Below are 19028 nucleotides of genomic sequence, written 5' to 3'. Positions count from 1 at the left end.
ATGGCCAGGGCGAACACGTTCGATGCGATCGTCGTGGGCTCCGGCATGTCCGGCGGCTGGGCTGCGAAAGAACTGACCGAACGCGGGCTGAAGACGCTGGTGCTGGAGCGCGGGCGCAATCTTCGTCACATCGTCGACTACAGAACGGCGCTGCAGGATCCGTGGCAATTGCCTCACTACAACCGGCCAAGCCAGCAGGATCGCGCCGCTCAACCGATCCAGTCGACTTTGTATCTTTACGACCAGTCGACCAAGCAGCATTTCGTCAACGACCTGGAGCATCCCTACGCCCAGGCGCAGCCGTTCAACTGGTATCGCGGCAGCCACGTCGGCGGGCGTTCGCTGATGTGGGCGCGCCACGTGTTTCGTTACAGCGATCTCGATTTCGAAGCGAACCTGCGGGAAGGCACGGGCGTCGATTGGCCGATTCGCTACGCCGACATCGCGCCCTGGTACGAACACGTCGAACGATTCATTGGCGCGAGCGGTGAGAACGCGGGCTTGCCCCAACTGCCTGACCAGGTGCTGCAGCCGGCGTTCGAGATGAACGCGTTCGAGAAGCACATCCGCTCGCGCTTCGCTGCGAAGTTCACCGATCGCAAGCTGATCTGCAGCGCCACCGCAGTCCTCTCGCGCGAGCACAATGGTCGCGGGCCTTGTCAGGGGCGCAACCAGTGCGCGCGCGGTTGCCCGTTCAGCGCCTACTTCTCATCCAATGGCGTTACTTTGCCCGCCGCCGCTGCGACTGGGCGACTCACGTTGCAGCCCGATTCGATTGTTCATTCGCTGATCTACGACGATTCGAAGCGACGAGTCACAGGCGTGCGCGTGATCGACGCGCGAACCAAACAAACCACCGAATATTCCGCGCGAGTGGTGTTCCTGTGCGCATCGACACTGGGGTCTACCGCCATTCTCTTGAACTCGAGATCGTCGCGTTTTCCCAATGGCCTCGGCAACGACAGCGGCGTGCTCGGCCATTATTTGATGGATCATCACAACGGCGGCGGCGCCGTTGGCTCGTTTTCTCAACTGTCGGATCGTTACTATCGCGGTCGTCGTTCGACGAGCATGTACATCCCGCGCTTCCGAAACGTTGCTCATCGTGAGAAGAGCTTCATGCGCGGTTACGGGTACGAGGTCTACACCTCACGCCAGAACTGGACCCGCGGCCTGGAGAGCGCGGGCTTTGGCGCCGCTTTCAAGAATGAGATCACTCGCCCCGGCAAGTGGCAGGTCTACATGGAAGGCTATGGCGAGACCCTTCCTTACAAAGACAACCGGGTGTGGCTGGATCCCGATCGGCCGGATCCCTGGGGCTTGCCCACCATCAACGTGTCGATGAGCTATCGCGACAACGAACGTCGCATGAGCGAGCAGATGATGGCCGACGCCGTCGAGATGCTCAAAGCCGCCGACGTCGAGGAGGTCTCGGGCTTCAATCGCGAAACGGTTCCAGGCAGCGTGATCCACGAGATGGGCACGGCCCGCATGGGGCGCGACCCGAAGACATCCGTCCTCAATATGCACAACCAAGTCCATGCCGTCCCGAACGTCTTCGTCACCGATGGCTCATGCATGGTGTCTTCGCCGACTCAGAATCCGTCGCTGACGTATATGGCGCTAACCGCGCGTGCCTCGGCGTACGCGGTGGAGCGGCTTGGGAAGGGAGAGATCTAGCGACAGCAATTTGATCGCCAGGACGGCGCATGATTTAATCGTACCGCCTCTCAGGGGAGTAGCCGGAGCGTCAGCTCCTGCAGTGTCGTCAATACGGAACCTTGCCGCGCGGCGCGTGCGGAGGGAGCCCGGCGCTGCAGTCCACGCCGATACGTGGGTGGCAAGACCGACACGGGCTTTCGTCGTCACTCCCTGTTCACGCCGGTTCGCGCCGACCGCCCACTGCTGAGAGGCTCTCATGAGTTCGGTCGGTACTCCGCTGCTGTGGTCGTCGTTTGCCGCGTTCGTGCTGCTTGCCGTCGCGGTCGATTTCTTCGCGCTCAACAAACAAGGCGCGCACAAAGTATCGATGCGCGAGGCGCTCGTGTGGTCGCTGATCTGGGTGGCTGTCAGCGCGGCGTTCGCGGCATGGATGTGGTGGCATCTTGCTTCGAGCCCCGATGAGGCGACCCGCGTCCTGGCGAACGCCAAACTGCTCGAGTTCACGACCGGGTATCTCATCGAGAAGGCGCTGGCGGTCGACAACGTATTCGTCTTCCTGATGGTGTTCACCTTTTTCTCGGTGCCCGCCGAATTTCAGAAGCGTGTGTTGATGATCGGCATTCTTGGAGCGATCCTGTTGCGCGCGGCGATGATCTTCATCGGCGCCTGGATGATCGCGCGCTTCCATTGGATTCTTTACGTGTTCGGCGCCTTTCTGGTGTTCACGGGCATCAAGATGTGGTGGGCGGCGGGGCAGGAGCCAGATCTGGAATCGAATCCAGCGCTGCGGTGGCTGCGCCGACACGTGCGGGTTGCGCCCGGTTACGATGGCGAACGGCTGTTCACAACGGTGGATGGCGCGCGCGTGGCCACGCCGCTGGCGCTCGTGGTCCTGTTGATAGGCGTCGTCGATGTCATTTTCGCAGTGGATTCGATTCCCGCCATCTTCGCCATCACGACCGATCCGCTCATCGTGCTTACGTCCAACGTGTTTGCGATCCTGGGCCTGCGTGCGCTGTATTTCCTGCTCGCCGGCATGTACGAGCGATTTCATCTGCTCTCGTATGGCCTGGCGCTCGTTCTGTTGTTCATCGGCGCAAAGATGCTGCTGATCGACATCTACAAGATTCCAGTCGCCGTGTCGCTGGCGGTGACGGCCGCGATCCTGACGATATTGATGCTGCTGTCGCAGCTGATCCGGCCGAGCGCGAGACCACGCAGCGCTTATCCGTTTTCAAGAAAGGCGAATAGCTCGGACGGGCGGCCGGATTGATGAATCGCCGTACGCACAAAGTGAAGGACGGCTGCCCGAGGTCGGTGTCGGGCATCTCGGCGCGCTCGAGCAGGAACTCTGCGCAACCCGGTCTGCTTCTTCTTCAGTGGCGGCTGGAGTGCGACGATGCGATCAACTCAGACGATTCTGGTCCCCGTCGATGGCTCGGATCCTTCGACACGCGCGCTCGAATATGCCGTCGATCGCGTGACCATGGCGGGCAAGGGTTCGCTCAGGGTCGTCAATGTGCAGCTCGGCATGCCGGCCAGCCGCTACGTGTCTCGCGATATGATCGCCGAGCATCAGCACCGGCTCGCGGATGCAGCCCTCAAGGCGGCGCGCGCGCTGCTCAAACGACGTAAGTTGGATGCGGATATCAGCGTACACATCGGCGATCCGGCCGCGACGATCGTTACACTCGCGAAGCGTCGTGGGTGCAGCGAGATCGTGATGGGCAGCAGGGGCCGAGGCCGAGTGGCCGGCATGCTATTGGGCTCCGTGGCATCGAAGGTCATCCAGCTCAGCCCGTGCCCGGTCACCATCGTCAAGTAGGGCGGTATGTCCTTTTCGATCGAGGGCGTGCTCTCGACAACGGGCACGCAGGCCACACGCCTTCACCAGGCGATCGACCCGGCGCTGCGCTCGCATCCGGGCGCGAGCGGCATCTTTGCGCTCGAGAGCGGTCGGGATGCATTCGCCGCGCGGGCGCTCCTTGCTGCCGCGGCAGAGCGCTCGATCGACGTCGAGTGTTACATCTGGCGCGGCGACGTGACCGGCTATCTGATGTTCGAAGCGCTTTGGAATGCGGCGGAGCGCGGGGTGCGCGTTCGCCTGCTGCTGGACGACAACAACACGACCGGTCTCGACCAGACGATCGCCGCGCTCGATGCTCACGAGAACATCGAGGTGCGCCTGTTCAATCCGCTTCGTCACCGCCGTCTGCGCTGGATCAATTATGTCCGCGACTTTCGTCGTGTGAACCGCCGCATGCACAACAAGTCGTTCACGGTCGACAAGGAAGTGACTGTGGTCGGTGGGCGCAACGTCGGCGATGAATATTTCGATGCGGGCGGTGCGATGACGTTTGCCGACCTGGACGTGATGGCGGTGGGGCCGATCGCGTCCGAGGTGTCGAACAACTTCGATCTGTACTTCAACAGTGAGTCGGCGCATCGCGCCGAGAGCGTGCTGGGCAAGGCATCGAGCGAGGCGATTCGCAATCTCAAGGCCGCCTTCGCGGCTACGCATGCGAGACCAGGCTCGGCGCAGTATCTGGAAGCGCTGGACGAGACCGGGTTCGTGACCCAACTCGAAGAAGGGCGGCTTGCGATGGAGTGGGTCGATGCGCGGCTCGTCTCCGACGACCCCGCGAAAGTGCTGCATGCGGAGCCGCCAAGGGATTTGCTCATGCTACCCCGGCTACTACAGCTGACGGGTCAGGCGCGCGTGCAGTTCGATCTGATTTCCCCTTATTTCGTGCCTGCGATCAGGGGAACGAAGGATCTCGTGCAGCTGGCGAGACAGGGCGTCAGGGTGCGCGTGCTCACCAATTCTCTCGCTTCGACCGATGTCGCCGCTGTTCATGCGGGATATGCCAAGCGTCGCAAGGCGTTATTGCGAGCAGGGCTGGAGATCTATGAGGTGAAGCGTGTCGAGCCCACCCCCGCGTCGCTGACCCGGGGCAGCTCGGCGGCCAGTCTGCATGCCAAGACCTTCGAGATCGACGGCCGTTACGTGTACGTCGGCTCATTCAACTTCGATCCGCGTTCTGCGTACCTGAACACCGAGATGGGTCTGCTGCTGGATAGTCCGCAGCTCGCGCGGCGGCTCAATCATTTCTTTGAAACGCAGGCGCCGGCGCATTCGTATCGAGTGCGGCTCGACGAGCACGACGAGCTGCAATGGATCGAAACGACTGCAACGGGACAGAGAGCTCATCGCATCGAGCCTCACACAAGTGTCTTTCAGCGCGCGGCGCTCCGCGTCATTGCCGCATTGCCGATCGATTGGCTGCTGTGATGTCGATGTGCGCCGTCATGCCTGAGCGCGGCCGCTTCAGTCCTCGCCCCACATGCGCAAGAGATTGCCGATGGACTTGTCGAGCAGCAGTTGCGCCTCGGTAGAGGTCGCGTCGCGGCGGGCGCATTCGAGGTCGTATAGCAGTTCGCGTTGGTCAGCGCGTCGAATGAGGCTTTGTATCCAACCGACGCACGCCAGTCGCACGCCGTCGGTCACTGGGGTTACTTCGTGCAGCACGCCGGTTGGATAGACTACGGCCGAGCCGCTTGCAGGTCTGAAACTGTGTTCGCCCGCCCCGCTGAGAAATCTCAACGCGCCGCCTTCGTATTCATCCGGGCTCGAAAGGAACACGGTGAAGCTCACATCGGTGCGCAGCGGCCAGCCGTGCTCGCCGAGCATGGACGCGTCATCGGTATGCGGGCCATAGCGATGTCCGGTGACATAGCGAGAGAACATCAGGTTGGACCATCGGACCGGCCGGACCAGAGCAGGGAAGGTCGGATGATGCTCGAGCGCCATCTTCACCAAGCGGGCCAGTGCTGCAGCTTCGGGTTCACCGCCGTCGGCCTGCTCGTTCTGCTTGACCTCGCGTGCGGCTGGGCCAGCAGTGACTCGTCCATCCCGAAACGACACGCGCTTCAGACTCTCGCGTATGCGCGCTACTTCGTCAGTGCTCAATATGTCATCAAGGACTAGCATTCGGCCTCACTTTGCGGCTGGCGCGCGATGTGCGGAAAAGCAGGGCTTGATTTTCAATTCTTTCCTCTCATATGGTGACGGAGCGGACCGGGCCCCTCTGACGACGGAAGTTGACCGTCGTGATGTCGGACGCACACATTCAGGTGGAGGCCCACATGTTGACGCGTTTGCGCCTCCGTAATTCGACGAGGAAAGCGCAATGCCATTGCTTCTATGTCCGAACGACAACAGCTCCATGACCACGGTGACCCGCGCCGGCGTGCAGTTTGACATGTGCCCGGTCTGCCGTGGGGTCTGGCTGGATCGCGGCGAGCTCGAAAAGCTCATGGCCTCGACGGCCGAAGACGCGGCCGGAGCGGATCCGCACGCCGCGTCTGCTCCTCGGCAGCAGCCGCCGCCACCTCACTATTCAGATCGCGGTTACGGTGAACGCGGCGAGTACGGAGAGCGCGGCGAGCGAGGCGAACGGGGCGAGTACGGCTACGGCGGTTATCGCAAGAAACGGTCCATCTTCGATATTTTCGATTGATGGGCGCGCCGGCCCCCTTCGATCCGTCAAGGGGGCCTTGGTCCAACGACGCGACTTCCACCTTCGATTCGCTCACGCGCGTTGCTTCAGAACGAGGCAAAGGCCGAAGCGAAGATCGCGTCCATGACTACTCCGATTCGCGCCGTCGTCGCAGCTACTGATTTTTCCTTCTCGGCGCATCGAGCGGCGAGGCGGGCTGGAGTGCTCGCCAAGGAGCTCGGCGCCAGGTTGGATCTCTTACACGTTGTCGATAGCTCGACTGCGAAGGCGCTGCTGCGGCGTTCGCCAGCGGTTGAGGTGGAGCAGCCGCTGCGGCTCGAGGCCAAACGCGCTCTCGATTCGCTGGCCGAGGACATCGTGGCTGCGGGAGGGGAGGTCAATGGCCGCGTGCTGCGTGAAGGTCGCGTGCTGGACGAGATTCTTGCGGTCAGCGCGAGCAGTGACCTGTTCGTCTTGGGGCCGCGCGGCGTGAATCCGCTGCGCGATTTCATTCTTGGCTCGACGGCCGAGCGCATCGCGCGGATGGTCGAGTGTCCCATGCTTGTCGTGAAGCAGGATCCACAGATCCCTTACGACAACGTGCTCGTCCCAGTCGACTTCTCGCAATACTCCGCGCCATCGCTGCAGTTCGCATCCAGGCTGGCGCCACGAGCGACGTTACATGTCTTCCATGCGCTCGACGCTTCCCTCAAACCAAGGTTGCGCAGCGCCGGTGTTACTGAGGACGGAGTTGCAGCTTACACCGATGAGCTTCAACGCGAGGCGAATGCCAGCATGGCCGAGCTGACAGCGGCAGCTTCGCTCGGCCAACCGGTGCTCAGCACGGTGCAGGTGGGAGACGCACGAATAAACATCTATGAACGTGCGGCTGCCAATCAATGCACACTGATCGTGATGGGAAAACAAGGTCGATCGTGGCTGTCGGAGCACGTGCTGGGCAGCGTGACCCGACGGGTGCTGGAACGAGCCGATTGTGACGTCGTGGTCGTTCCGCAGAGCCGACCTTATTGAACAGCGAACGATCAGCGCACTCAGCTCGCCTCGTTCATGCGCGCATTCACGATCGAAGCCCAGCCGGTACCGTCGAGCTCCTTCGCCAGCCAGCGAAGCAGTTGCGTTTCGGCGTCCGGCGTGTCGATGCGAGCGAAGCTGCCTTTGTCCTGTCGGAACAGGCCGCCTTTTTCCAAGGTGAGCTTGTAGCTGCCTGCATAGGTGACGCGACCGGGCTCGATCTGCAGCGTGTTGGACTTGAGACTTTTCTCCAGCGCGAAGAACTTGCTGCCGGAAAAGAAGCCCATGACGGCGTAGACGCCCGGCGTAAGGTTGGGCGAGAAGAATTCGCCGTTGGTATAGGTCACCGTGGCCTTCTCGCCGGACGAGCCCATGTACATCTTGGTGGGCTTGATGCGCATGAGAACCACATGCGTGACGGCCAGGTCGGATTCGGTGATATCGAACGCGCCGAATGCCATGCCTGTACCCGGCTCGGCCTGGATCGCCGGCTCTGCGACAGAGGAGTGCCCGGCTAGCGCCAGCAGGACGGTGGCAAGAAAGATCACGCAACTACGCATCGATTTCACAGCGGCTCTCCTTCTCGGCGGACGCTCGTCGTGCTCGCTCGAATATCGGCGCGAAAGTTACAAACATGGTTGCACGGGGCCTGTGATGCAGGTCACAGTCCGTCACTTGAACGAAGGGACGCTACTAACCGAACCGCACCGCGTAGATCGGCGGCAGGTTGTGACTTACGACGGCCCAGCTCTCGCCGCGGTCCTCGCTCAAATAGAGATTTCCCGTGGTCGAGCCGAACGCGACGGCATCCTCGCGGTTGTCGAGCGCGTGGCGGTAGACGACGTCGTATGCAGCTTCCTGTGGCAGGCCGTTGCGAAGCTGCCGCCAGCTCGCGCCGCCATCATCGGTGCGCGCGACGAACAGCCCGCCGTCGATCGTCATGCGCTGTGCATCGGAGCGGCCGGGCACGAGCCAGGCGACTTTGCCGTCGTGTGCGTCCACCGTGACCGGGAAGCCGAAATGCACGCCCTCGCCGGGAGCGCTGACCTTGCGCCACTGCTGCGCCCCGTTGTCGCTGAAGAAAACGCCGGCGTGGTTCTGTTGCCAGACGTGGTCGGGCGCGCTTTGGCACAGCTCGATGAGATGGGGATCGTGGCCCCACTCCGCCTCGGGGTCGGGGTTGTGATCCATCGTCATGCCTTTGTTACGGCTGCGCCAGGTGTGGCCGCCATCGGATGTTTCGAGGACACCTGCCGTCGAAACTGCGATCAGGAGCCGCTGGGGACTGCGCGGGTCGATGGCGATGGAATGTATGCCCGGCGCGAACTCGCCGCCTTCGGAGGCGGGTGTTCCGAACCACTGGGTTTCACCCGTGCCCTCGCCAGCAAACAGATCTCCACCGCGCGACTCGTGATTCCACAGCGGACGGTTGAGCTCGAACGATGTGCCGCCGTCGCGGCTCTCGAACAGGCCGCCGGGGATGGTGCCGATCCAGAGGGCGCCGTCGTTGCCGAAGGCGATGACCCACAGCTTCAACAACGTCGCATTGCGCACCGTCGTCTTCCAGCCGACGCCGACCTCACTCGCGGCGTCCTCATACATGTCTTGTCCGATGTAGCGCGCGCCTTCGGGATATTTCACCTGGGCGGGGTTGTCGCGCCAGGTCGCGCCGTCGTCATCGGAGATGGAGAGCTTGGCGCCCCAGTGGCCATGGCCGAGCAGCGCCCACAAGCGCTTCGTGTTCGGATCGCGGGCAACGTAGTTCACGCCTATGCCCGCGTGCCCGACCAGCGCTGCTCGCCAGCGACCGCCGGACTTCTCTATCTTGAATGTTCCTTTGCGCGTCGCGACCCAGACTGTCTTGCCGCTCACGTCTAGCCTCCGCTCAATGCCTGCAGGATCGATACCTTGTCACCCGCGGTCACCGGGTCGCTCAAGTGGCGCCGGTCGCGAATCAGGGTGTTGCCGATGAAGACGTTGACGTGCGGTCTCAGGCGCCCACGTTCGTCGCACAGGTAGAAGCCGATGCCAGGCGCGCGCGCTTCGAGGGCGCGCAATACGCCCGCCACGTCGGCGGCTTCGACTTCGAGCGTCAGCCCGTCGAGCTGCGGGAAGAATGCGAACAGATGCCGTGTGAGTTGGACCTGGACCACGCGGCGAGGGTGGCACGGGGCGGTCGAATTGGCAACGGAGCCCGACCTGGCCGATGCACTTCAGCGCGTCTTTTATTCTATCGGGCGTCGCTTCCGGCTCTTCGGCCTGGCGCCTGTTTCTCTATCGCCAAGAATGGATGCGCGAGTGTCGGCCAGCGCGAGTTGGATCAGGTCTTTTGCAGCCCGAGCCGCACGGTCGGCATCCTTGTCGACGATGGCGGCGTAGAGCTTCCTGTGATCTGGGATCGCATCGCGCGGCGGCTCGTGCGATTGGTACTTGAAGTAGGTCGTCCAATGGATGGCGGCGCAGATCGAGGCGGAGAGCGTCATCAATGCTTGATTGCCTGTGGCCGCCAGGAGCTCTTCATGAAAGCGCTCGTCGGCTGCCCGGCCCACGGCACATGCGAGTCCGTGACGCGCCATTTCCTCGAGGGCATCGCTCATCGAAGCAAGTTGCTGTGCCGTGCGGCGGCGTGCCGCCAGTTCGGCGGCATGCGGTTCGAGGATGCCGCGCAGCTCGAAGAGTTCCTGGATGAAGCTCAAGCTGGGGCCGCTGTCGAAGGCCCAGCGCAATACATCGGGATCGAGTATCTGCCAGCGCCGTCGATCGGTCACGTACGTACCAAGGTGTGGACGACTCTCCACCAGCCCTTTGGCAACCAGCATGCGCACCGCTTCTCGGTACGCGGTTCGAGAAACGCCGAAGTCGGCAGTGGCATCCATCTCCTTCGGCAATAGAGAACCGACGACGCGTCGGCCGCACAGAATGGACGAGCCGAGCTCGCCGGCAATTCTCCGGTGAACGGACGAGGCCGGAGTTGCGGCATGCATCGACCCCGTGAGGTCCGATAGCGGAACTGCCCACTCGGGCGCTGCTCGCTGGATCTTTTTCGGGCTGGGCATGTGAGCGACCAACTTTTCTAGACTGCCGCTTGCGATCGAGCCGCCCGGCGACGCCGGGCGGCCGGTTCCTGGAGAAGATCGTTACATCCGGGTGCGCAGGCCGAGTGTGATCAGACGGCCGACCGGGTTCGACACGAAGCCGTTGTAACCCCAGCCGGCGGCATTGCCGAAGATGCCACTGGTGTTGCCGTTGTAGAAGGATGGATCTTCATCCGTCACATTGCGCACATCCAGCGACACGATCCAGCCTTTGAACCTGCTCCCGTCCGCAAACATATATTGCGCGTGCAGATCGAAGGTATTGGCGGCCTCGACGTCGTCGCCACCGCCGATCGGCACGCCACTCTCGACGATGATGGGATTGACGCTGCTGGAGGACCAGTTCTTGTAGCCTCCGGTGTGGTTCCAGAACACGTCGGCCGAGAAGCCGTTCAACGCCATGCCGACCTGCGCGCGATGCTTGAAGCGGATCGATGGGAACGTGGTGTTGAAGCCGGAGGTATCGAGGATGTCGAACTCGGTGCCGCCGCCGAAGTTCTGCGTGTACTTCGTGAAGTACGACGCCGAATCGCCAACGGTGAAATCGACGTTGCCGATGCTGAAGTCGTACATGAAGGTGTAATCGATGCCTTCCAACAGCAGATTCAGCGCATTGCGCGAGCTCTGATCGATCATGTAATACACCACCGGCGGGACCGCGCCGTTGATGGTTGCGCCATCGGCCACATTGGCGAACTCGAGGATCTGCTGTTCGGTGCAGCCGCTCGGGCAGATGGTCAGCAGGTCGTTGAGCCCGCGGCTGTTGACGATGGCCGTCGGGCTCGGGGAGCTGACGCCGCCGATGAATTTGTTATGGAAGAATGTGACCGCGCTGGTAAACCCCGGCAGCCATTCGGGGGCGAAATCGAAACCGAAGGACCAGCTGCGTCCTTTCTGCGGAACCATGTTGCTGAAGCCGCCGCCGAGTTGACGGCGCATGGCGAGATTGCCCTGGCCGATCGTGCAAACATCCGAGGAGGCCGTACACGGCGTGTTGGTATTCTGGACCACGGCGCCGGGCACGTTCACGACGTCGGGATAGTTTGCGACGGGAACATTGATGGTGCCGGTGGGACCGACGCTGCCCGACGCATACAGATAACCCTGCGACGGATCGCCGATCACGGCCAGCGGCGGAGCGACGAATGCACTTGCATAGTTGCCGCGCACGCGGAAGCTCGGAGAGAGGTCCCAGTTGAAGGCGTACTTGGGATTCTTCGTGTCGCCCACGTCGGAGTATTCGTCGTAACGGCCCGAAATGTTCAGATCGAACTGGTGCACGAACGGAATGCCCATTTCGGATGAGATCACCGGCAGCAGCACCTCGGCGAATGCCGATTTGACGTTGCGGTCGTAGTTATAAACGCGGAAGTTCGAGCCGGTGGTCGTCGGGCCCGTGTTGTTGCTGCCCGATATCTTTTGCGTCTGCTCGTGCCAGAAGTACTCCGCACCCACCGCGACTTTGACTTCGCCCGCCGGTACGTTGAACACCGGGCCTTGGAACGTGAGCCGCGTCTGGTTGGTGGTGTTGAAGTTGGTGTTTTCGGTGTTGGCGGAATACAGCTGTCGCAGCACCGCGGGCGAGGTGAGGTTCGCGCCGAGCGGATTCCACACGTCGAGCGCGTTGCTGGTCGTGAGCGGAAGATTGAGTGCGACCACATTCTGCCCGGCAATGTTCGAGGCCGTGGGATTGCCGCTCGCTTGCGCCGTACCGTTGAGGGCAAGCAGCGCGCACGCGGTACAGAAAGTGTTGATGGCGTTGCCGGCGGAGCGATTCCATCCCAGCCCGTCCTCGAGCGAGACGGACCAGTCGTTGCCGAGCTCGTAAGTGACGTTGAGGGTGGCATACGCGACATCTGCCTGTGTTTCAGCAGTGCCGTAGTCGCCATCCTCGCGCAGCGCAAGCCATGTAATGCTTTCGCGCGTTGCGTTCGGCGCGCCCGCGGGTGCTCTGAAGAATGGATTTTGTTGACCTGCCACGCCCTGGCCGGGACCGAATGCAGTGGCGCTGGTCAGGCCGCCTGGCGCCTGCGCGAACTCGGACTGCTGCCGGTTGAAATTCACCATGCCGACCACCGTCAGGCGGTCGTTGAACTCATTCACGATCTTCACCAGGCCGTTCAAGCGATATTGCTCCGGCACCAGCGTGGCGTAGAGAGAGTTGTTGCAGGGAGCGTTGCTCGGCGTGTTGGCAACAGACGCGGCCGCGTCCGGCGATAGAAATACTCCGGAGGGCGTGGCGCCGCTCGATACGCCGGTGACCGTCATGGTGGACGGACTGCATTGAAAGCTGTTGTTGTTCGAGCCGATCGGTCGATAGTCGCCGCGACTGGTGAAGGGCCGATCGCGCGCCATGAGCTCGCTCGTGTTGTTGTACTGGCTGGCGAAATACACACCGCCGGTTTCCCAGGTGTGGCCCCAGATCATGTTCAGATCCAGATTGTCGTAGCCGTCGGCAAAGCCGTAAGCGACGTTGCTTTCGAAGCCGTCGAACGTGCGGCGGGTGATGAAGTTCACCACGCCCGCGACCGCATCGGAGCCGTAGACCGAGGAGGCGCCGTCGGCGAGGACTTCGACGCGCTGGATGGCCGAGATCGGAATGATGTTCGGATCGGATTGATTGAACTGCGTGCCGCCGCCGGGAATGCGCAGGCCGTCCGCTACCACGAGCGTGGTGTTGGACGAGGAGCCGGCCAGGCTGTGAATCTGCGGCGAATAATAGGAGAAGACATTTTCGCCCTGGGCGAGCGAGCCCGAGGTCGATATTGCCGGGACCGTGTTGACCAGGCTCGACAGGTTGATCGCGGCGGTTTTCTCGATCGTATCCTGGCCGACCGCCACCATGTTGGAGCCGACAGGAACTGCGCCTCGAATGCTGGAGCCGGTGACGAGCACCGTTTCGAGCTCGCCTGGTTCGCCAGCCGCCGTTGGCGTGGCCGGGTCCGAAGTCTGATCCTGAGCAAGGGCCGGGCCGGTCGACATCGCGGCGCTAGTGAGCGCCGCGAGGATCGAGGCACGGAGTGATCGTGATGCTGGCATGATCGAGTCCCCCTAAATGAACGTTGTTGTGAGTCCTTGAATGTGGGGCGCCTCCAGACGCCCTGGCGAAAGCGTTTGTGTTCAGTGGCTTTCCGGCGCCTGGAAGTTATGCATTCCGTCCGGACGTGGATTGATGGCGAGGCGGGTGGCCGTGCCTGTGCCGCCGAAGCTGGCGCGATGCCAGCGGCCTTGAGGCGCGTAGACGACGTCGCCCGGCTCGGCGGTGAAGAAAGGCACGCCTTCGATCAGATAATCGATCTTGCCTTCCAGGATCAGCCAGAACTCGGAGTAGCCGATGTGGAAATGACCGAGGTTGCTGGCCGGCGGCGGCGGCTGGCCCGGGCCGCGAATCATGTTGGCGAAGGTTTTGTCGTCCTTGACGAAAGGGCCGCCGCGGCTGTTGGCGTTGACGACGTCCTTGGTGAAATCGAGATAGGGCTTGTTGATTTCGTCGTACGCGCCGCGGCCGGTAAACGTCACCTTCATATACTTCTTGCCGTCGAGCGGGGCCGGTGTTTCGTCGCTCGGATAGAGCGGTACGGCTTGTGCGCCGATGACCTCGAAGCGCAGCGCAGGCTCGCCGCCTTCGGTGGCGATGCTGTAGGGAACGCGGTAGGGAACCTGCACCATGAAGCCCGGGCCCGCGACGAAGGGCTCCTGGCCATCGATGCTCACGCGCATGCGGCCCGACTGCACGATCCAGAAGACCCGGTCGTCGGCGAAGAACTGCCGCTTGGTCTGCTCGCCGGGCGCCATGCTGATGTAGCGCGCGATGAAGTCCCGGTCGCTCACGATGTCTTCCTGCCAGCTGCGCTGACCGGAATGTTTCGCGAGCACGTCGGAGAGTTTCCAATGCGGCTTGTTGGGCGCACTCCAATCGGTTGCCTGCACCGGCTTCGCCGACCAGGCGACAATGGGCTGCGGCCGTTGCGGTGGTGACGGTTGTTGGGCCAGCGCGCCGCTCACGCATACCAATGAGCCGGCCAGCAGGCACGAGAGCTGCTTGCGGACGAACCGGTCGAACATTCTCATGGCGTCTCCATTCTTGAACCTTCAGCGTTGATACAGCGGCATTGCGCCAGGCGTGCGCACAGCGAGTTTGTAGATACTCGAGGAGGCGGTGATGTAGATCACCTTGCCTTGCTCGGCGAACGCGAGATTGGCGGCCACTTCCGGCAGTACGATTTGCCCGAGCACTTTTCCACGAGGTGAGATGACGCGAATGCCGCCCGGACCGGTCGTCCAGACATTGCCCGCGCTATCGACTTTGAGGCCGTCCGGTCCGCCGGGGCGCCGCTCGTCGGGAGCGTACTTGATGAGTGTGCGAGCGTTGCTGACGGCGCCATCGGCCTTGACGTCGTACGCGTTGACGAATCGCTCCGGCCCGAAGTTGGCGACGTACAGTGTCTTGCCATCGGGCGAGAAGGCGAGACCGTTGGGCAGAGTGAGATCCTTGATCACTGCGTCGAGCTTGCCGTTGGCGTAGCGATAAACAGCGTTGAACGGCAGCTCCTTCGCGGGATCCTTGTCCATGCCCGACAGGCCGAACGGCGGATCGGTGAACCACAGCGAGCCGTCCGGCGCAAACACCAGGTCGTTCGGGCTGTTGAGTTTCTTGCCTTGGTAGCGTTCCAGTAACGGGGTGGGCTCGAGATGTGCGTCGAGACGAACGATCTTGCGCCCCCCTTGCTGGACCAGTAGCACCGAGCCGTCCTGGTCGGTGGCCATGGCGTTCGAGCCGAGATACGAGTCGGCCGGAAACGGATCGAGGCCGCCGGCGCGCTCGATCAGTAGCTCGACCTTGCCGCTGCGACTGACCGCATACACTTTGTTGTCGCGCAGGTCCGAGAACCAGAGCCGGCCCTCGCGCCACATCGGGCCTTCGGTGAACTTGAATCCAGTCGCGACGCGTTCGATCGCCGTTCCCGGCGCGATGATGGAATCCAGCGCAGGGTCCATGCGCTCGATACGCGTAGAGGCCGTATCGGCGGCGGCAACGCTGTGCGCAGCAATGCTCGCAACCACGCTCAGCAACGCAAACCCAGTGTGACGAATGACGTTCATGGTACGCCTCGCTCAGACAGCGTCGGTGAGCAGCACCAGATAGCCCTTGTCGGCAACGGTGTTCTCGATCATCGGCCAATACTTGACGTGATCGGCGGAGGCGATCCATTGCTGGCGCAGCTCCTCGCTCTCGTAGGTCAACTGAAAGCGATAGTTGACGCTCTTCGCCGGCGCGGGACCGCCTTGAATGACCTTGCGCAGCTTGAGCATCTTCAGGTCGACATAGCCGCGATGTTTCTGTGCGACGGGTTTGAAGTGATTGTGATAGGCATCGAGCATTTCCTGCTCGCGAGCGGGATCGATGGCCAGATCGCAATACAGGACGATGGGCTTTTTCGCTTCGCCCGCGGAACTCGCCGCTCGAGCGATGGGGTTCGCGGCGGCGGCGCCGCCAGCGGTGAACCAAGCGAGAGTCTTCAGCCAGTTTCGTCTGTTCATGGGGATCCTCGATTCAATGGGTCGACGCCGAGAAGTTCTGCGACAAGTAAGCTTCGATGACCTGCATTTCTTCCGGCGTCACTTCGGCGCCGCGGGCAGCCATCAGATCCATGACCTCCGCCCACTGCTGCGGTGTCTTGCGCTTGGTCGTGATCATGTAGATGTCGTGGCAGCTGATGCAGCTGCGCTGAATGAGCTCGAGCCCCGGCCCGGCGGGCGGCTCGCTCGGCGCCTGCTCTGCCCAGAGCGGCAGGCCGGCGAAGATCGATGCGAGGATCGCGATCCTGGCGAGGCGGGTCGAATGAAACATGAGTGACTTCACTTATGGGAGGGCGAACGTGGTGACCGTGTCGCTCTCGACCGGACTGCCCGCGAAGCCGCCGGTGTTGACGGCCGCAACGAACTGCTTGCCGCCCTTGCCCCGATAGGTGATCGGCGTCGCGTAGATCGATGCCGGCAGTTTGAAAGTCCACAGTTCAGCGCCGGTGCGAGTGTCGAAGGCGCGAATGCGGTTGTCGTCCGTGGCGCCGATGAAGGTCAAGCCGCTGGCTGTGAGGATCGGCCCGCCCGCGCTGATGCGGCCGGTGTTCTTCAGATGCTCTGGCAAGTTGTCGCTGACGCCCAAGGTGGAGCGCCAGGCAATGGTTCCAGTGTTGACGTCCACTGCAACCAGGCTGCCCCAGGGAGGTTGCTGGCAGGGCAGACGCGTCTCGTGATTCCAGAAGTAGACGTATCCATCTTTCAGTCCCCACGAGCCATCGGGTCGCTTCGCGAGCTGCTGGGGGCTGGCCAGCTCGTTGATATTCACCACGAAGTATCCGAGCCGCGCATCGAATGCGCCGCCGCCCCAGTCGACGCCGCCGAGGCTGCCGGGAAAGCTCGCGACGGCGGAGTCGCCGCGCAGCGGTTGAAACGCGCGACTCTCGACAATGTTCTTTTCGCGGATCAGTTGTTCGCAGTACGCGCGGTGTTCGGGAGTGAGATTCGCCAGATCCGACGTCTTGAATTCGAGTTGCGCAAGCGGCGGCGGCGCAACCGGCATGGGCTGCGTAGGCCAGGGTGTTTCATCGGGAATATCCGTCTGCGTCGGCACCGGGACTTCTTTGATCTCGTAAATGGGCTTGCCGGTGACGCGGTCGAGCAGAAACAGCATCGCAGTCTTGTTCATCACGGCGATCGCGGGAATCGTCCTGCCGTTCTTCTTCACATCGACGAGCGTCGCGGCCGGCAGATCGAGATCCCAGATATCGTGGTGTACGGTTTGAAAATGCCACAGGTATTTGCCCGTGGCGGCCTCGACGGCGACGATGGAATTGCTGAAGAGATTGGCGCCCTCGCGATCGCCGCCCCAGCGGTCGAAGGCGGGCGCGCCCACGGGCAGGTACACGATGCCGCGCTCGGCATCGAGCACCAGCGATGTCCACACGTTCACGCCGGAACGGTTTTTCCAGCTGTCGCCTGCCCACGTGTCGTGACCGAATTCACCGGGCCGGGGCACGGTATGAAATGTCCAAACGAGCTGGCCGGTGCGAGCGTCCCAAGCGCGCACGTCGCCTGCAGCGCCTAACGACGGCGTTTCCTGCACGCGCGAGCCGGTGATGACCAGGTTCTTATAAGTAAGCGGCGGCGAGCTCATCCCCAAGGGTGCGCGTGGCGCGCCGTTCATGACCTCGGGTGTCTTCATGTCGAGCAACCCATCCTTACCGAAACTCGCGATCGGCTTGCCGGTTGCCGCAGACAGCTTGATGAGCTTGCCACTGCGCGTGCCGAAGAAAATCGCGGGCTCCGCAGCGTCGACGCCCGGCCAATACTCGACCCCGCGTGTCGATGGCTGATCGTGATTGGGCAACTCGTACACCCACAGCTCACTGCCGTTGTCCGGGTCCAGCGCCACGACGCGCCCATACGGTGTCGATAGAAACATCCGGCCGTTCACGACCAGCGGGGTCGCCTCCGAGGGAATGAAGCGGCTGCGACGCATGGGAATTTCATCGCCAGCATCGCTCGACGGTGGCTGCGGCGCTGGAGTCGGCGTCGCGCTGGGCGGCTTCATGTGGTACGTCCAGGCGACCTGCAATTTGGAAACATTCGCCGGTGTGATCTGATCGAGCGGCGAGAAGCGCGTGCCGCCGGCATCGCGATGGTAAGTTGGCCAGTCAACCGAGACTGGCGCGCTCGTGCACGCGGTCATCAGGGCGCCAGCGGCGGCGATGACGATCGTTCGCTTCATTGTTGCTTCCGAGGAGGACGGGGCTGATGGAGTAGGGCGGTCTTTGCGGCCATGTCGCGCGCGACACCGACGATCATGAGCTCCAGCGGTGCGGCGGTTTCGTTGCTGAAAGATTTGGAGCGGCCAGGATCGATCGCAATTGCATCGCCGGTGCGAATGCTGGCGCGCTCGGCATCCACGGTTACCGTGCCGGCGCCGGAGATCACGTAGTACATCTCGCTCATATCTGCGAGGATTTGCGGCCCGACGCTCGTGCCCGGGGACAAGAGGAGGTGATCGACGTAAGACCAGGTGGTGAAGAACACGCTGGGTTCGAGCGCGCGACGATATTGCACGCGGCCTTTGCCGCCGTTCATGGCATCGAGCGGCTTCAGCAGATCGCGATCGAGCCGCATCGAGATGAACTGCGGCACCGGATCGAGCGGGACACCGACGCGTGCATCGCCCAGGTCGAACGCATCGTAGGTCTTCGACGTCCCTACATTGATGTTGAGCCACTGAAGTGGCCGGTCGGTCGGGTTGTAGATTGCGTGCGAGTGCCCCAGTCGATTCGGCGCGCCCGCGGGACCTTTAATAAGAGAAGTGCGCCCATCGATCGTGAACTCGGCCTCGCCGTCGAGGATGACGAACATCTCTTCGCAGTAATTATGAAAGTGCTGGCCGATGCCGCTGCGGGGCTGGATCACGCCGCGATGGAGAAAGATGAGATTGGTGGCGAGCGCGTCACTCCCGAACAGCACGCCGAAATTCATCGACCCCGCGCCACCGTGCACGCCCGTCAGGGAGCGAAAGGTGGCCGGATCGGTATGCGCGATCCGCCGCTCCAGCGGTGCGCTGGTCGATGGCTGCGGTGTATCGGCCGCAAACGTCGCGGCGGACACGAGCAACAGTGCAACGAAGGCCCGGCTGGTCACGCGCTCTTCCCCCTAGCCACGAATCTACGTCCGTGGCGTTGTTGTCCAATACCAT

18 protein-coding genes are annotated in these 19028 nt (G+C 62.5%); 6 read left to right on the top strand and 12 right to left on the bottom strand.

Features of this window, described 5'->3' with window-relative positions; translation table 11 throughout:
- From GYH35_RS24470 to GYH35_RS24455, 4 genes are all read left to right on the top strand, one after another.
- On the top strand, window positions 1-1680 hold the full coding sequence (locus tag GYH35_RS24470) for a GMC oxidoreductase (protein WP_161829729.1): 1680 nt from the start codon (window positions 1-3) through the stop codon (window positions 1678-1680).
- A 238-nt stretch (window positions 1681-1918) separates the two neighbouring features.
- Complete coding sequence (locus tag GYH35_RS24465; protein ID WP_161829728.1) at window positions 1919-2935, top strand: TerC family protein; 1017 nt, start codon at window positions 1919-1921, stop codon at window positions 2933-2935.
- A gap of 126 nt (window positions 2936-3061) precedes the next feature.
- On the top strand, window positions 3062-3487 hold the full coding sequence (locus tag GYH35_RS24460) for a universal stress protein (RefSeq protein WP_161811817.1): 426 nt from the start codon (window positions 3062-3064) through the stop codon (window positions 3485-3487).
- 6 nt (window positions 3488-3493) lie between these two features.
- The gene (locus GYH35_RS24455; protein ID WP_161811818.1) at window positions 3494-4954 is read left to right on the top strand and encodes a phospholipase D family protein; all 1461 of its coding nucleotides are present in this window, start codon (window positions 3494-3496) and stop codon (window positions 4952-4954) included.
- A gap of 36 nt (window positions 4955-4990) precedes the next feature.
- Here GYH35_RS24455 and GYH35_RS24450 read toward each other — a convergent pair whose 3' ends face one another.
- A complete protein-coding gene (locus GYH35_RS24450) occupies window positions 4991-5653 on the bottom strand; it encodes a Fe2+-dependent dioxygenase (protein WP_161811819.1) in 663 nt (220 codons plus the stop codon).
- 199 nt (window positions 5654-5852) lie between these two features.
- On the opposite strand from GYH35_RS24450, the gene GYH35_RS24445 reads away from it, so the two are divergent.
- Window positions 5853-6182: a TFIIB-type zinc ribbon-containing protein gene (locus tag GYH35_RS24445; protein WP_161811820.1), complete on the top strand. Its 330-nt coding sequence runs from the start codon at window positions 5853-5855 to the stop codon at window positions 6180-6182.
- Window positions 6183-6305: 123 nt separating this feature from the next.
- Window positions 6306-7193 carry a universal stress protein gene (locus GYH35_RS24440; RefSeq protein WP_161811821.1) on the top strand — a complete coding sequence of 296 codons (888 nt, stop codon included), beginning with the start codon at window positions 6306-6308 and terminating at the stop codon, window positions 7191-7193.
- Between the two features lie 20 nt (window positions 7194-7213).
- Here the strand turns inward: GYH35_RS24440 and GYH35_RS24435 are convergent, their stop codons facing one another.
- From GYH35_RS24435 to GYH35_RS24385, 11 genes are all read right to left on the bottom strand, one after another.
- Window positions 7214-7762 (bottom strand): hypothetical protein, encoded by a 549-nt coding sequence (locus GYH35_RS24435; protein ID WP_161811822.1) that lies wholly within the window; start codon window positions 7760-7762, stop codon window positions 7214-7216.
- Between the two features lie 124 nt (window positions 7763-7886).
- The gene (locus tag GYH35_RS24430; RefSeq protein WP_161829726.1) at window positions 7887-9065 is read right to left on the bottom strand and encodes a sialidase family protein; all 1179 of its coding nucleotides are present in this window, start codon (window positions 9063-9065) and stop codon (window positions 7887-7889) included.
- Window positions 9066-9067: 2 nt separating this feature from the next.
- Window positions 9068-9346 carry a MoaD/ThiS family protein gene (locus GYH35_RS24425; RefSeq protein WP_161811824.1) on the bottom strand — a complete coding sequence of 93 codons (279 nt, stop codon included), beginning with the start codon at window positions 9344-9346 and terminating at the stop codon, window positions 9068-9070.
- Between the two features lie 72 nt (window positions 9347-9418).
- Window positions 9419-10177: a FadR/GntR family transcriptional regulator gene (locus GYH35_RS24420; RefSeq protein ID WP_161812523.1), complete on the bottom strand. Its 759-nt coding sequence runs from the start codon at window positions 10175-10177 to the stop codon at window positions 9419-9421.
- A 153-nt stretch (window positions 10178-10330) separates the two neighbouring features.
- A complete protein-coding gene (locus tag GYH35_RS24415) occupies window positions 10331-13327 on the bottom strand; it encodes a TonB-dependent receptor domain-containing protein (RefSeq protein WP_161811825.1) in 2997 nt (998 codons plus the stop codon).
- A gap of 81 nt (window positions 13328-13408) precedes the next feature.
- Window positions 13409-14359, bottom strand: a complete 951-nt coding sequence (locus tag GYH35_RS24410) for a cupin domain-containing protein (protein ID WP_202624620.1) — start codon at window positions 14357-14359, stop codon at window positions 13409-13411.
- Between the two features lie 21 nt (window positions 14360-14380).
- Window positions 14381-15391 (bottom strand): SMP-30/gluconolactonase/LRE family protein, encoded by a 1011-nt coding sequence (locus tag GYH35_RS24405; protein ID WP_161811826.1) that lies wholly within the window; start codon window positions 15389-15391, stop codon window positions 14381-14383.
- A 12-nt stretch (window positions 15392-15403) separates the two neighbouring features.
- On the bottom strand, window positions 15404-15829 hold the full coding sequence (locus GYH35_RS24400) for a hypothetical protein (RefSeq protein WP_161811827.1): 426 nt from the start codon (window positions 15827-15829) through the stop codon (window positions 15404-15406).
- Window positions 15830-15842: 13 nt separating this feature from the next.
- Complete coding sequence (locus GYH35_RS24395; protein WP_161829725.1) at window positions 15843-16139, bottom strand: hypothetical protein; 297 nt, start codon at window positions 16137-16139, stop codon at window positions 15843-15845.
- A gap of 12 nt (window positions 16140-16151) precedes the next feature.
- Complete coding sequence (locus GYH35_RS24390; RefSeq protein ID WP_161829724.1) at window positions 16152-18059, bottom strand: pyrroloquinoline quinone-dependent dehydrogenase; 1908 nt, start codon at window positions 18057-18059, stop codon at window positions 16152-16154.
- Window positions 18056-18973, bottom strand: a complete 918-nt coding sequence (locus GYH35_RS24385) for a cupin domain-containing protein (protein WP_202624618.1) — start codon at window positions 18971-18973, stop codon at window positions 18056-18058. The genes GYH35_RS24390 and GYH35_RS24385 overlap by 4 nt, the downstream gene beginning before the upstream one ends.
- Between the last annotated feature and the right edge of the window lie 55 nt (window positions 18974-19028).

The sequence above is a fragment of the Steroidobacter agaridevorans genome (genome assembly GCF_009932555.1).
Taxonomy (GTDB): domain Bacteria; phylum Pseudomonadota; class Gammaproteobacteria; order Steroidobacterales; family Steroidobacteraceae; genus Steroidobacter; species Steroidobacter agaridevorans.
This window is presented reverse-complemented; position numbering and strand designations above follow the sequence as displayed.

Excerpts from the sequence above, each read along its gene's own strand:
- GYH35_RS24470 (WP_161829729.1), top strand. The coding sequence starts at position 1 with ATGGCCAGGGCGAACACGTTCGATGCGATCGTCGTGGGCTCCGGCATG.
- GYH35_RS24465 (WP_161829728.1), top strand. The coding sequence starts at position 1,919 with ATGAGTTCGGTCGGTACTCCGCTGCTGTGGTCGTCGTTTGCCGCGTTC.
- GYH35_RS24460 (WP_161811817.1), top strand. The coding sequence starts at position 3,062 with ATGCGATCAACTCAGACGATTCTGGTCCCCGTCGATGGCTCGGATCCT.
- GYH35_RS24455 (WP_161811818.1), top strand. The coding sequence starts at position 3,494 with ATGTCCTTTTCGATCGAGGGCGTGCTCTCGACAACGGGCACGCAGGCC.
- GYH35_RS24450 (WP_161811819.1), bottom strand. The coding sequence starts at position 5,653 with ATGCTAGTCCTTGATGACATATTGAGCACTGACGAAGTAGCGCGCATA.
- GYH35_RS24445 (WP_161811820.1), top strand. The coding sequence starts at position 5,853 with ATGCCATTGCTTCTATGTCCGAACGACAACAGCTCCATGACCACGGTG.
- GYH35_RS24440 (WP_161811821.1), top strand. The coding sequence starts at position 6,306 with ATGACTACTCCGATTCGCGCCGTCGTCGCAGCTACTGATTTTTCCTTC.
- GYH35_RS24420 (WP_161812523.1), bottom strand. The coding sequence starts at position 10,177 with ATGCATGCCGCAACTCCGGCCTCGTCCGTTCACCGGAGAATTGCCGGC.
- GYH35_RS24415 (WP_161811825.1), bottom strand. The coding sequence starts at position 13,327 with ATGCCAGCATCACGATCACTCCGTGCCTCGATCCTCGCGGCGCTCACT.
- GYH35_RS24410 (WP_202624620.1), bottom strand. The coding sequence starts at position 14,359 with ATGAGAATGTTCGACCGGTTCGTCCGCAAGCAGCTCTCGTGCCTGCTG.
- GYH35_RS24405 (WP_161811826.1), bottom strand. The coding sequence starts at position 15,391 with ATGAACGTCATTCGTCACACTGGGTTTGCGTTGCTGAGCGTGGTTGCG.
- GYH35_RS24400 (WP_161811827.1), bottom strand. The coding sequence starts at position 15,829 with ATGAACAGACGAAACTGGCTGAAGACTCTCGCTTGGTTCACCGCTGGC.
- GYH35_RS24395 (WP_161829725.1), bottom strand. The coding sequence starts at position 16,139 with ATGTTTCATTCGACCCGCCTCGCCAGGATCGCGATCCTCGCATCGATC.
- GYH35_RS24390 (WP_161829724.1), bottom strand. The coding sequence starts at position 18,059 with ATGAAGCGAACGATCGTCATCGCCGCCGCTGGCGCCCTGATGACCGCG.